This is a genomic window from Pseudomonas cremoricolorata DSM 17059 = NBRC 16634, assembly GCF_000425745.1.
Lineage (GTDB): Bacteria > Pseudomonadota > Gammaproteobacteria > Pseudomonadales > Pseudomonadaceae > Aquipseudomonas > Aquipseudomonas cremoricolorata.
Window position 1 is genome coordinate 114,979 of the sequence record NZ_AUEA01000010.1, and the last position, 12,614, is coordinate 127,592.

At 64.1% G+C, this 12,614-nt stretch carries 10 protein-coding genes; 2 read left to right on the forward strand and 8 right to left on the reverse strand.

The window, feature by feature from the left end; translation table 11 throughout:
- Positions 1–54: 54 nt before the first annotated feature.
- Positions 55–1,323 (forward strand): carbohydrate porin, encoded by a 1,269-nt coding sequence (locus H618_RS0113100; protein WP_028695486.1) that lies wholly within the window; start codon positions 55–57, stop codon positions 1,321–1,323.
- A gap of 405 nt (positions 1,324–1,728) precedes the next feature.
- Here H618_RS0113100 and H618_RS0113105 read toward each other — a convergent pair whose 3' ends face one another.
- From H618_RS0113105 to exaC, 8 genes are all read right to left on the reverse strand, one after another.
- A complete protein-coding gene (locus H618_RS0113105; protein WP_028695487.1) occupies positions 1,729–2,445 on the reverse strand; it encodes a LexA family transcriptional regulator in 717 nt (238 codons plus the stop codon).
- 177 nt (positions 2,446–2,622) lie between these two features.
- Complete coding sequence (gene ppa, locus H618_RS0113110) at positions 2,623–3,150, reverse strand: inorganic diphosphatase (protein ID WP_016497835.1); 528 nt, start codon at positions 3,148–3,150, stop codon at positions 2,623–2,625.
- A 93-nt stretch (positions 3,151–3,243) separates the two neighbouring features.
- On the reverse strand, positions 3,244–4,059 hold the full coding sequence (locus tag H618_RS0113115) for a M90 family metallopeptidase (protein WP_028695488.1): 816 nt from the start codon (positions 4,057–4,059) through the stop codon (positions 3,244–3,246).
- 9 nt (positions 4,060–4,068) lie between these two features.
- Entirely contained in the window at positions 4,069–4,716 is a 648-nt protein-coding gene (locus H618_RS0113120) for a DedA family protein (protein WP_028695489.1), read from the reverse strand.
- Between the two features lie 256 nt (positions 4,717–4,972).
- Positions 4,973–5,791: an ethanolamine ammonia-lyase subunit EutC gene (gene eutC, locus H618_RS0113125; protein ID WP_028695490.1), complete on the reverse strand. Its 819-nt coding sequence runs from the start codon at positions 5,789–5,791 to the stop codon at positions 4,973–4,975.
- 9 nt (positions 5,792–5,800) lie between these two features.
- Positions 5,801–7,195: an ethanolamine ammonia-lyase subunit EutB gene (locus tag H618_RS0113130; RefSeq protein WP_028695491.1), complete on the reverse strand. Its 1,395-nt coding sequence runs from the start codon at positions 7,193–7,195 to the stop codon at positions 5,801–5,803.
- A gap of 49 nt (positions 7,196–7,244) precedes the next feature.
- The gene (gene eat, locus H618_RS0113135) at positions 7,245–8,693 is read right to left on the reverse strand and encodes an ethanolamine permease (RefSeq protein WP_028695492.1); all 1,449 of its coding nucleotides are present in this window, start codon (positions 8,691–8,693) and stop codon (positions 7,245–7,247) included.
- 205 nt (positions 8,694–8,898) lie between these two features.
- Positions 8,899–10,419 carry an acetaldehyde dehydrogenase ExaC gene (gene exaC / locus H618_RS0113140; protein ID WP_028695493.1) on the reverse strand — a complete coding sequence of 507 codons (1,521 nt, stop codon included), beginning with the start codon at positions 10,417–10,419 and terminating at the stop codon, positions 8,899–8,901.
- Positions 10,420–10,686: 267 nt separating this feature from the next.
- On the opposite strand from exaC, the gene H618_RS0113145 reads away from it, so the two are divergent.
- On the forward strand, positions 10,687–12,582 hold the full coding sequence (locus H618_RS0113145) for a sigma-54-dependent Fis family transcriptional regulator (protein ID WP_028695494.1): 1,896 nt from the start codon (positions 10,687–10,689) through the stop codon (positions 12,580–12,582).
- The last annotated feature ends 32 nt before the right edge of the window (positions 12,583–12,614 follow it).

Below are 12,614 nucleotides of genomic sequence, written 5' to 3' on the forward strand. Positions count from 1 at the left end.
CAGGACTGTTCCAGCGGCGAAAAGACCTTTGAACACTGACAGACGCTCACCCTCATGCCACCCACTTCTCGCTATCTTTTTCTGGCAGTCCTGACCCTGGCCAGCAGCCCCGTGCTGGCCGCCAGTGACGTATTTTCGCGTAGCACCATGACCGGCGACTGGGGCGGCCTGCGCCACCAGCTCGATGAGAACGGCATCAAGTTCACCGGCGACTACAGCGGCGAAACCGCCTATAACGCCCACGGTGGTCTGCACCGCTCGGCCCGCTATTCGCAGAACCTCAAGCTCGGCGCGCGGTTCGACCTGTCGAAAATCTTTGCACTCGACAACGGCGGCAATGTGCAACTGACCATCAACGACCGCCGCGGCAACAGCGCCTCGGAAGACCTCGTCGGCAACCGCCTGCCCATTCAGGAAAACTTCGGCGGCCTTTACACCCGCCTCACCGAACTGAGCTACGAGCGCACCCTGTTGACCCCGGCGCTCAATGTAAAGCTCGGCTACATGGCCATGGGCAACGACCTGGGCGGCCTTGATAGCGGCATCCTGTGCAACTTCATGAATGCTGGTTTCTGCGGCCACCCGCTGAATATGTCCGGCGGTAGCGGCTGGACCAACTACCCCAACGCACGTCTGGGCGTGCGCGTTAAATACGACCTGTCCCCCTCCTGGCAACTACGCGTGGCCGCGTTCAACGTCGATCCTGAAAGCAATGGCAATTCCAGTCGTGCGTGGCACATCGGGCCCAAGCACACCACCGGTACCGTCGTGCCGCTGGAGCTGGTGTACAAGCTTCAGGGCGAGCGCTCAGGGGAGTACAAGTTGGGCTATTACTACGACAGCTCGGACGTGAAGCGCATCGGTAGCGACAAGGACGTGTCCGGGCGTAGCGGCCATTACCTGCTGGCCGACCAGGCCGTGTGGAACGATGAGTCATCGCCGGGCCGTAGTCTGCACGTGTTCGGTCAATACTCGGCGTCGAGCAAGGCCGCTTCGCCGTTCACCAAGTGGTATGGCGCGGGTGTGGTGCTGTACAAACCATTCCAGAGTCGACCGCGCGATACCGTGGCCCTGGGCTATGGCCGTGCCGTCCCCAACCCGCGCAGCCGAGACGTTCTGGAAGAGGCGGCATTCGACAACGGCGAGCGCTTCTCCGCTATCGACAATGCCGAACGGTTGATCGAACTGAGCTACGGCTACCAGGTAACGCCATGGCTGAGCCTGCGCCCGGATGTGCAATACATCATCGAGCCAGGCGCGTTCTCCGGCAGGGATATCGCCAATGCCCTAGTGTTCGGGTTGCAGATCAAATCAGTCCTCTGAAGGGGGGGAGGTCTGTCGCGAAAACCTCAACAACGCCATCCATGGCCTGGCGATGGAGGTTGGAAGGCGGGCGAAACGCGACTGACCGCGTTATCTGTGAAAGTGCGATTACTCGCACTCGAATACGCCAGCGTCTTCCGCCATCGTGCGAGTGCCGACAAACGGTGTCGTCACCAGGTTCAAAAATCGCAGACATTAAAAAGCCGGCTTGTGGCCGGCTTCTCGAGGGCGGTTTTGGCTCATTTTTGATGGGCCGCGACCGCCTTGAACGGTATGGCCGCAAGGGCCATGGAAAGGATGGGCGAGCGACGGTGTGCGCCACTGCCGGCCCCAGGCGCTGCGTCGTAGACGGGCTGGGGTGAACGTGGCGGCTAGGATACAAGCCTTGGACGCGGTTGCCCAGCCTTAACTGCCTTCGCTGTGGCGGGGGTGTTGCGGGCGCAGGTGGGTATACCAGAACACCCAGCCGAGAATGCGCAGGTCTTGCGCCTGACGCTGGGCGGGGGAGTAGCGTTCGCTTGGGTGGTGCAGACGGTCATGGCTGTGCAGGCTGAGCACCTCCTTGTGGCCCAGGCTCAGGCAGTGGATGCGTAGCTGGTCGCCGTGCAACAACGCATAGGTTTCGCCTTCCACCACCTGGGTACAACTGCGGTCGATGGCAAGGATGCTGTCGCGCGGAATCACCGGCGCCATGTTGTCTGCCGGCATCGCCAGGCACAGCACGTCACGGGCGAAGATGCCCAGCGCTTCCAGGGCCTGCTGCGGCACACTGACCCGGCAGTCCTCCAGCACCTTGAACTCGCCGTGCTGCCAGTGCTGCAACGGCCAGTGAACCTGTACGCCGTTGCTGGTCAGCAGCAGCGATGGCGGTCGCGGCGGAGTGGGGCTCACGGGGCGCGGACGCAGGATCGGGTCCGGGTGCTTGGGCCCTTCGCCACTTTTCAGCCAGCGCCGGTGCACGCAGAACAGGTCGGCGATTTCTTCCAGGCGGGCGACGGGCACGCCGCGTTTGAACCAGTTGTTGATGTGCTGCGGCGAGACATCGCGCTGCGCGGCGAAGTCCGAGGGGGTCAGGTCGCACTCCTGCAGCAGTGCCTTCAAGCGATCGCCGGAATTATTCATGCAGCGCATTCTAGCGGCGGGGGAGGGCGGGGCGTATCAACGTGACGTTGAACAGGCTGTATGAAAAAGGCTCGGTCTGTCAGACATCGGTGTAGGACGTTTCGGCTGGCTTGGTAAGCAGTCGCCAAACGACGGGCGTAAAAAAACCCTGCCGAGGCAGGGTTTCATGCAGTGCGATCAGCCTTTGTAGGCGGCGACCGACTTGGTGATCGCAGCGCGGGCAGCATCAGCGCCGTCCCAGCCTTCGATCTTGACCCACTTGCCCTTCTCGAGATCTTTGTAGTTGGCAAAGAAGTGCTCGATCTGCTGGATCAGCAGGGCAGGCAGGTCGGTGTATTCCTTCACGTCGACGTACAGCTGCGAGAGCTTGTCGTGCGGAACGGCGATGACCTTGGCGTCGCCGCCGCCGTCGTCGGTCATGTTCAGGATGCCGACCGGACGGGCGCGGATTACCGAGCCTGGTGCCACTGGGTACGGGGTCACGACCAGCACGTCGAGGGGGTCACCGTCGTCGGCCAGGGTATTGGGGATGAAGCCGTAGTTGGCCGGGTAGAACATCGGGGTGGCCATGAAACGGTCGACGAACAGGGTGTCGCTGTCCTTGTCGATCTCGTATTTGATCGGCGCGTGGTTGGCCGGGATTTCGATGGCGACGTAGATGTCGTTCGGCAGGTCTTTGCCCGCCGGAATCTTGCTGTAGCTCATTGGGCAGTGCCCCCGTGTTTGACCGAAAAAGTGGCGGCGATTATAGGCATATTCTGCCCAGCCATGCCACGTCCGCCCTGATGCGCCGCGGCCTCAGGGTCGATCGTGCTGATACTCGGGATGCTCGGCTTGCAACTGCTGGAGACGGGTCAGCGGGTTCTGCCGATAGAACAGCGCCAACTGCCGGTACACCTCGGGGTAGGCCTGCGCCAACAGGTCGGGAGCACTGAAGAAGTACTCACTGGTCACGGCGAAGAATTCGGCTGGGTTTTCCGCGGCATAGGGGTCGATGGCGGTGTCGGCGTCGGGGTTGGCGTCGAGCTGACGGTTGAGGTCGTCATAGGCCTGCTGCATGGCCGCCGCCCACTCGCCGATGTGCATGTCGCTGTGCAGCGGCGGCAGGCCGGTGGCATCGCCATTGAGCATGTCGAGCTTGTGCGCCAGCTCATGGATGACCAGGTTGTAGGCCTCCCAGCCACCGCCGGCCAGCACCCCAGGCCAAGCCATGATCACCGGCCCCTGCTGCCAGGCTTCGCCGCTGTGCTCGCCATTCCACACGTGTTCGACACCACTGCCATCGCGGTGACGCTGCGGGCTCTGGAAGTCGTCGGGGTAGAGAATCAGCTCATGAAAGCCCTGGTACCAGTCGTGCTCGCCCAGATGCAGCAGCGGCAACTGCGCCTGCACGGCGAGGAACAGCCGCTGTTCGTCGTCCAGTTCGACGCCGGGCAGCATGGTCAGGTGCTTGGCGTGCAGGAACAGCACGCTGGCCTCACGCAGCCAGCGATCTTCCCTGGCCTCGATGCCGTCGAGCATCGGCAGGCGCTGGCGCACCTGCTGCCACAGTGACTCGCTGATCGGGTAGCGGGCAAGGGTGCGTCGGCGGCGCCAGGCGCTGAACGACCACATCGGGGTGAATCAGTGGGCCTTGGCGGCGCGGCCGAAGCGACCGCGCAGCAGGCCGAGGATCATCGGCACCAGCGACAGCAGGATGATCACCACGACCATCAGCGACAGGTGCTGCTTGATGAACGGCACGTTGCCGAAGAAATAGCCCAAGGTCACCAGGCTGCCGACCCACAGCAGCGAACCTGCAACGCTGAAGCCAAGGAAGCGCGAGTAGTGCATGCGGGCGATGCCGGCCACGAAGGGGGCGAAGGTGCGCAGAATCGGCAGGAAGCGCGCCAGGGTGACGGTCTTGCCGCCGTGGCGGGCGTAGAAGTCGTTGGTCTTTTGCAGGTAGTCGCGGCGGAAGATTTTCGACGTTGGGTTGCGGAACAGCCGTTCCCCAGCCGTTCGCCCGATGACGTAGTTGGTGCTGTCGCCCATGATCGCCGCGATGATCAGCAGCCCGCCCAGCAGGACCGGATCCATGCCTCCACCAGCAGCCACCGCGCCGGCGATGAACAACAGCGAGTCGCCCGGCAGGAACGGCATCACCACCAGCCCGGTTTCACAGAAGATCACCGCAAACAAGATGGCGTAGATCCAGGTGCCATAGTTGGCCACCAGGACATCGAGGTAGTAGTCGAGATGCAGGATGAGGTCGAGCGGGTTGAATTCCATGTACAACACCTGTGTTCGGGTCCCGCAGCGACGGGCGAGCGATGATGGACTGCGCCTTGGCACTGGGAGGGCCAGGGTGTGGGTAAAATTTCATACACGATAGTGCGGGCATTATACGGCTAACTTGGGAATGTGCCCGGGGAGTTTGTAGCGGGGGGTTACGAGTTTCGCTGCGTTGCCTGCGGGTGGGCGTCGACCGGAAGCGTTCAGGCGAACGCCCCTGATCGACGGAAAGAGGGGGGATGCGGCGTTGCCGCTACTCCTCGCCCAAGAGGAAATTACCCACTTTCGCAGTGGAATCGTCGCCGTCGATGCGTTGAATCTCCGCTTCGTCTTTCAACTTAACTCCCGACAGCTGCCGCCGGCAGGCCTCACGCATCAGGTACAGCAGCCGGTGAGCGGCCATGCCATAGCTCAGGCCTTCCAGGCGCACATTGGAGATGCAGTTGCGCGCCGCGTCATTGAGGCCGACCCGTGGCGCGTAGGTGAAATACACACCCAGGCTGTCGGGTGAACTCAGTCCCGGGCGCTCGCCGATGAGCATCACCGTCATGCGTGCGCCGAGCAGTTCGCCGACCTCATCGGCCACGGCCACCCGCCCTTGCTCGACCAGCACCACCGGTGCACGGCTCCAGCCATCGGCCTGGGCCTGTTCGTCGAAGCGTTTGATCAGGGCCAGGCTGTGCCGATGCACGGCCAGTGCCGACAGGCCATCAGCGATGACGATGGCCAGGTCCACGCCGCCCGGGTTGGCGCTGGCGTGAGCGCGCAAGTGTTCGGCCGATGCTTCATCGAGGCGCCGGCCGCGGTCGGGGCGTTGCAGGTATTCGTGACGGTCGCTGGCGGCGCTGTGCAGCAGCAGGCTGTCGTGCCCGGCGTCGCTCAGTTGCTGGCGCAGGCCGCCATGGTCGAAGGGCAGGTGCACGGCATCACGTGCCTGGGCGTGGGCGAACTGGAAATCGAGCTGCGCCTGGGTCGGCAGGCTGGTGCCGGTACGGCCCAGGGCGATGCGCGCCGGGGTCAGGGTGCGCAGGGCCAACCAGGGGTTGTCGGCAGCGGGTGTCGAACGGTCCATGCTCACCTCTCAGGCCAGTTGTGCCAGCGCCTGGCGGAATGCCGGCGGCAGGTCGTTGCCGAAGCGTACCCGGCCATCGGCCTGGGTGAAGATGCCGGTGCGTTCCAGCCAGGCCTCGAACTCCGGCCCCGGTCGCAGGCCAAGGGTCTGCCGCGCATACAGCGCATCGTGGAACGAGGTGGTCTGGTAATTGAGCATGATGTCGTCCGACCCCGGGATACCCATGATGAAGTTGATTCCGGCCACGCCCAGCAGAGTGAGCAGGGTGTCCATGTCGTCCTGGTCGGCTTCGGCGTGATTGGTGTAACAGATGTCGCAACCCATCGGCACACCGAGCAGCTTGCCGCAGAAGTGGTCTTCCAGCCCGGCGCGGATGATCTGCTTGCCGTTGTACAGGTATTCCGGGCCGATGAAGCCGACCACGGTGTTGACCAGAAACGGCTTGAAGTGCCGCGCCACGGCGTAGGCGCGGGTCTCGCAGGTCTGTTGGTCGACGCCGTGGTGGGCGTTGGCCGACAGCGCGCTGCCCTGGCCGGTCTCGAAGTACATCAGGTTTTGCCCGACAGTGCCGCGCTTGAGCGACAGCCCCGCCTCGTAACCCTCCTGCAGAACATTGAGGTTGACCCCGAAACTGGCGTTGGCGGCCTCGGTGCCGGCGATGGACTGGAACACCAGGTCCAGCGGCACGCCGCGGTTGATCGCCTCGATTGAGGTGGTGACGTGGGTCAGCACACACGACTGGGTGGGAATTTCATAGCGCTGGATCACCGCGTCGAGCATTTCCAGCAGGGCGCAGATCGAGGCGGTGCTGTCGGTGGCCGGGTTGATGCCGATCATCGCATCGCCATTGCCGTACAGCAGGCCGTCGAGAATGCTCGCGGCGATACCGGCCGGCTCATCGGTGGGGTGGTTGGGTTGCAGCCGGGTCGATAGCCGGCCGCGCAGGCCCATGGTGCCGCGAAACGCGGTGACCACACGGATTTTCTGCGCCACCAGCACCAGGTCCTGAACGCGCATGATCTTCGACACTGCCGCGGCCATCTCCGGCGTCAGCCCAGGGGCCAGGGCGCGCAAGCTGTGTTCGTCGGCCGCTTCACTGAGCAGCCAGTCGCGCAGCCCGCCAACGGTCAGGTGGCTGACCGCGGCGAAGGCTTCAGGGTCGTGGCTGTCGATGATCAGCCGGGTGACTTCATCGTCTTCGTAGGGAATCAGCGCCTCGTCGAGGAACTGGCCCAGGGGAATGTCGGCCAGTGCCATTTGCGCCGCCACCCGCTCGGCATCACTGCTGGCGGCAACGCCTGCGAGAAAGTCACCGGAACGGGCGGGGCTGGCCTTGGCCATGACGTCCCTGAGGCTGTCGAAGCGGTACAGCAGATTGCCTGCCGTGTGTACGAAACGTGCCATACAAATTCTCCAGAGCGCCCCAGGCCTGGCCCGGGGCGCAGCGTGGCGATCAGTGCAAGGCCTCCTCGGCCTGTTGGATCGCGGCGAATTCTTCCTCCGGCGTACCGGCGACCAGATGATGACGGCTATAGAAGGCGAAGTAGGCGATCAGCACGCCGTAGATCACCGCCGCGCCGATCACCACCCGTGGATCGACCAGGAACCCGGCCACCACCGCCACGCATGCCAGCACCAGGGCCAGGCCCGAGGTGAAGATGCCACCAGGGGTGCGATACGGGCGCTCCATCTTCGGCCGGCGGATACGCAGTGTGATATGCGCAGCCATCATCAGTACGTAGGACAACGTCGCGCCGAAAACCGCCACCAGGATCAGCAGGTCGCCTTGGCCGGTGAGCGACAGGGCGAAGCCGATCAGCCCGGGGATCACCAGGGCCAGTACCGGCGCCTTGCTCTTGTTGGTCTGCGACAGCTTGCGCGGCAGGTAGCCAGCGCGTGACAGGGCGAAAATCTGCCGCGAGTAGGCGTAGATGATCGAGAAGAAGCTGGCGATCAGCCCGGCAAGACCCACCAGGTTGACGAAGCTGCCCATCCAGGTCGAACCGCCGTAAGCCTTGGCCAGTGCCTCGACCAGCGGGTTGCCCGAGGCCTTGAGCGCTTCCGAACCGGCAGCGCCCGGGCCGATCACCAGAATCAGCAAGGCGAAGGTCAGCAGCACCAGCATGGCGCCGATCAAACCGCGCGGCAGGTCGCGCTTGGGGTTCTTGGTTTCTTCGGCGGCCAGGGGCACGCCCTCTACGGCGAGGAAGAACCAGATGGCGTAGGGGATCGCCGCCCACACCCCGACATAACCGAAGGGCAGGAAACTGCTGGCGCCGGCGGCGTCGGTCTGGGCGATGTCGAACAGGTTGGCTGCATCAAAATGGGGCACCATGCTCACCAGGAACACCACCAGGGCAATGGCGGCGACCGCGGTGATGCCGAACATCAGCTTCAAGGCTTCACCCACGCCGAAAATGTGGATGCCGATGAAGATGATGTAGAACGCCAGGTAGATCATCCAGCCACCGATGCCGAACAGCGATTGGCAGTAGGCGCCGATGAACACGGCGATGGCCGCAGGGGCGATGGAGTATTCGATGAGAATTGCCGTGCCGGTGAGGAATCCGCCCCACGGTCCGAAGGCGCTGCGGGCAAAGCCATAGCCACCGCCCGCAGTGGGGATCATCGACGACAGCTCGGCGAGCGAGAAGCACATGCATAGGTACATGGTCGCCATCAGCAAGGTGGCGAGGAACATACCGCCCCAGCCGCCCTGGGCCAGACCGAAGTTCCAGCCGGCGTAGTCGCCGGAAATCACATAGGCCACGCCCAGGCCGACCAGCAATACCCAGCCGGCGGCGCCTTGTTTGAGCTGACGTTGTTGAAAGTAGTCCGAGCCGACTTTTTCGAAGTCGACCGACGAGGTTGTCGGCGCAGGGCCGGTGTGTTCGCTTGGCATGTATTCACCTGTTCTTTTTGTTGGCCGGAAGAGCTCCGGCCCATGGTGATTTTGTTGTTGCACGAAGTGCGCCAGAGCGGCGCTCCGGCAAGCGGCAAGCTAAAAGCCACAAGCGGCAAGAAAAGCGCGCACCTTACGCCGATCGCCTTTCTTGCAGCTTGAAGCTCAAAGCTTGCCGCTGCCCCGCCGCCCCAGCGGCGGGGCCTTAGAAGAAGCCCAAAGGATTGATGTCGTAGCTGACCAGCAGGTTTTTCGTCTGCTGATAGTGGTCGAGCATCATCTTGTGGGTTTCACGGCCAACGCCGGACTTCTTGTAGCCGCCGAACGCGGCGTGGGCGGGGTAGAGGTGGTAGCAGTTGGTCCACACGCGGCCAGCCTTGATGCCACGGCCAACGCGATAGGCGCGGTTGATGTCGCGGGTCCAGACTCCGGCGCCGAGGCCGAACTCGGTGTCGTTGGCAATCGCCAGGGCTTCGGCTTCGTCCTTGAAGGTGGTGACGCTGACCACCGGGCCGAAGATTTCTTCCTGGAACACGCGCATCTTGTTGTTGCCCTTGAGCAGGGTCGGCTGGATGTAGTAACCGGTGGCCAGCGAGCCTTCGAGCTTCTCGACGTTGCCGCCGGTGAGCAGCTCGGCGCCTTCCTCCTGGGCGATCTTCAGGTACGACTGGATCTTCTCGAACTGCTGCTCGGAAGCCTGGGCGCCGACCATGGTGTCGGTGTCCAGCGGGTCGCCGCGCTTGATCTGCAGCACCTTCTTCATCACCACTTCCATGAACTGCGGATAGATCGATTCCTGGACCAGCGCACGGGACGGGCAGGTGCACACTTCGCCCTGGTTGAAGAACGCCAGCACCATGCCTTCGGCGGCCTTGTCGATGAAGGTTGGCTCAGCCTGCATGATGTCTTCGAAGTAGACGTTGGGCGATTTGCCGCCCAGCTCTACGGTCGACGGAATGATGTTCTCGGCGGCGCACTTCATGATGTGCGAGCCGACCGGGGTGGAGCCGGTGAAGGCGATCTTGGCGATGCGCTTGCTGGTGGCCAGGGCCTCGCCAGCTTCGCGGCCAAAGCCCTGGACGACGTTAAGCACGCCCTTGGGCAGCAGGTCGCCGATCAGCTCCATCAGCACGGTGATGCCCAGCGGGGTTTGCTCGGCAGGCTTGAGCACCACGCAGTTGCCGGCGGCCAGGGCCGGGGCGAGTTTCCAGGCGGCCATCAGCAGCGGGAAGTTCCACGGGATGATCTGCCCGACCACGCCCAGTGGCTCGTGGATGTGATAAGCGACGGTGGTTTCGTTGATTTCGGCAGCGCCGCCTTCCTGGGCACGGATGCAGCCGGCGAAGTAGCGGAAGTGGTCGACGGCCAGCGGGATGTCGGCGTTGAGGGTTTCGCGGATCGGCTTGCCGTTGTCCCAGGTTTCGGTGATGGCCAGCACTTCGAGGTTCTGCTCGATGCGGTCGGCGATGCGCAGCAAGACGTTGGAGCGATCCTGCACCGAGGTGCGGCCCCAGGCATCGGCGGCGGCGTGGGCAGCGTCGAGGGCTTTGTCGACGTCTTCGGCAGTGGAACGGGGGAATTGGGCGATGGGCTGGCCATTCACAGGGGACGTGGTGGTGAAGTACTCACCCTTCACCGGGGGGACGAACTCACCGCCGATGTAGTTACCGTAGCGATCCTTGAACGAGACTTTGGCGCCGTCGGTACCGGGATGTGCGTAACGCATGGTGTGTCTCCTGGTTGATTTATGGTTGTTGAGGAGTGCAAAGCGTAGAGCAAAGCCTGGGCCAGCGTGGGCAGGGCCAATGAATTCAAGGGGTTGGCAGTTGCAGCGCGGATTTGCCCGGGCAACCTGTACCGCTTGTGGCACAGCTGCAGTGACACTTTGTGCCATCGGCGTGACGCTTGAGCACCGCAAAGCCGGTGCACCATTGCAAAGCACAATCGCCTGGAGGATGCTCAGGGAACTCTTTCTGCACAGAAGCCCGCGATCATGCAGAGCAGCCCGTTCAGCCGTCATGCCCAGCAAGTGTTCACTGTCGCCCGCAGCCAGCCCAGCGAGCCCGGCAGTGATTCATCGATTGCCCGTTCGTGGTTGCGCTGCCTGGAGGATTACCACCTCGATCCGGCCCTGGCGCAGGCGCCGGCGGTACTCGAGCAGGGCCACCTGCAGCAGACCCGCGAACGCCTGGGGCGGGTGCTGGAGATTGCCGGCGGCGAGATGCACAGCTTGCACCAGCAACTCAGTGGCGCCGGCCATGCGGTGCTGCTGACCGACGCCCAGGGCATCATCCTCAACTGCATCACTGCCCCTAGCGAACAGCGCGTATTCGAGGGCGCCGGGCTGTGGCTGGGAGCCGACTGGAGCGAGTCGCGCGAAGGCACCAACGGCATCGGCACCTGTGTGGTCGAGCGTCAGGCGCTGATCATTCATCGTGATGAACACTTTCGCGGCCGCCACACCGGCCTGACCTGCTCGGCCAGCCCGGTGTTCGATCCTTACGGCGAACTGTTGGCAGTGCTCGATGTGTCGTCTGCGCGGCGCGATGTGTCTCGGCAGAGCCAGTTCCACACCATGGCGCTGGTCAATCTGTCGGCCAAGCTGATCGAGAGCAGTTATTTCCTGCGCCAGTTCGAGCACCTGTGGCTGTTGCGCCTGCATGTGCAGGCCGAGTCGGTCGGGCTGTTCAGCGAGGGGCTGCTGGCGCTGGATGGCGACGGGCGTATCTGCGCGCTCAACCAAAGCGCCATGAACCTGCTCGGCGGCACCCGCGCCGGGCTGCTCGGCCAGCCCGTGCAGCAGGTTTTCGCCTGCCACCCCGACGAGCTGTTCGCCCGCGCCACCCGCGACGGCGGCGCGGCCTGGCCGCTGCGTACCCAGAGCGGTCGGCAGATGTTCGCCAGCCTGCGCGGGCAGCCGCGCAAGGCGCTGTTCGCCGCGCCCGCAGCGCCAGCGCCGCAGCCTGTGCAAACCCCGCGCTGGTGCTTGCTCGACCCTGCCCTGCAAGAGGATCTGCGCCGCGCCGTGCGAGTCTTCGACCGGGATGTGCCCTTACTGCTGCGCGGTGAAACCGGCTGTGGCAAAGAGGCCTTCGCCCAGGCAGTGCATCAGGCCAGCGATCGCCAGGGCAAGCCATTCGTGGCGATCAACTGTGCCTCGATTCCGGAAAACCTCATCGAAAGCGAGCTGTTCGGCTACCGCGGCGGCAGCTTCACCGGGGCACGCAAGGAAGGCATGCGCGGCAAGCTGTTGCAGGCCGATGGCGGTACCTTGATGCTCGATGAAATCGGCGACATGCCGCTGGCCTTGCAGACCCGCCTGTTGCGGGTGCTGGAAGAGCGTCAGGTGGTGCCGATTGGTGGTGAGCCGCAGCAGGTCGATGTGCGTATCGTCAGCGCCACCCACCGCGATCTGCTCGAACGGGTCGAGCAGGGCAGCTTCCGCGAAGACCTCTATTACCGCCTCAACGGCCTGGAAGTGAACCTGCCGCCGGTGCGCGAGCGCAGCGACAAGGCGCAGTTGCTCGAGCTGTTGTTGCAGCAAGAGGCGGGCGGCCAGGTGGCCGCTCTCGATCCAGCGGCACGCGCGGCGCTACTGGCCTTCCCCTGGCCAGGCAACGTACGGCAGATGCGTACCGTGCTGCGCACGCTGCTGGCGCTCGCCGATGGCCCGAGCATCGGCCTGGCCGAGCTGCCGGCGCTGATCGTGCGCAGCGCGGCGCCTGCCGTCAGCCCTGCCTGCGGCCTCGAAGACGCCGAGCGCAGTGCGCTGCTGGCGGCGCTCGAGCAGTATCGCTGGCACATGACCGAGGTCGCGGCGCAGTTGCAGATCAGCCGCAACACGCTGTACCGCAAACTGCGCAAACACGGTATCGCGCGCCGCCACTGAGCGAATCAGCGGGTGCGCTTTACCCGGCGCTG

Excerpts from the sequence above, each read along its gene's own strand:
- H618_RS0113115 (WP_028695488.1), bottom strand. The coding sequence starts at position 4,059 with ATGTGGTCGTTCAGCGCCTGGCGCCGCCGACGCACCCTTGCCCGCTAC.
- ppa (WP_016497835.1), bottom strand. The coding sequence starts at position 3,150 with ATGAGCTACAGCAAGATTCCGGCGGGCAAAGACCTGCCGAACGACATC.
- eat (WP_028695492.1), bottom strand. The coding sequence starts at position 8,693 with ATGCCAAGCGAACACACCGGCCCTGCGCCGACAACCTCGTCGGTCGAC.
- H618_RS0113130 (WP_028695491.1), bottom strand. The coding sequence starts at position 7,195 with ATGGCACGTTTCGTACACACGGCAGGCAATCTGCTGTACCGCTTCGAC.
- H618_RS0113120 (WP_028695489.1), bottom strand. The coding sequence starts at position 4,716 with ATGGAATTCAACCCGCTCGACCTCATCCTGCATCTCGACTACTACCTC.
- exaC (WP_028695493.1), bottom strand. The coding sequence starts at position 10,419 with ATGCGTTACGCACATCCCGGTACCGACGGCGCCAAAGTCTCGTTCAAG.
- eutC (WP_028695490.1), bottom strand. The coding sequence starts at position 5,791 with ATGGACCGTTCGACACCCGCTGCCGACAACCCCTGGTTGGCCCTGCGC.
- H618_RS0113145 (WP_028695494.1), top strand. The coding sequence starts at position 10,687 with ATGCAGAGCAGCCCGTTCAGCCGTCATGCCCAGCAAGTGTTCACTGTC.
- H618_RS0113105 (WP_028695487.1), bottom strand. The coding sequence starts at position 2,445 with ATGAATAATTCCGGCGATCGCTTGAAGGCACTGCTGCAGGAGTGCGAC.
- H618_RS0113100 (WP_028695486.1), top strand. The coding sequence starts at position 55 with ATGCCACCCACTTCTCGCTATCTTTTTCTGGCAGTCCTGACCCTGGCC.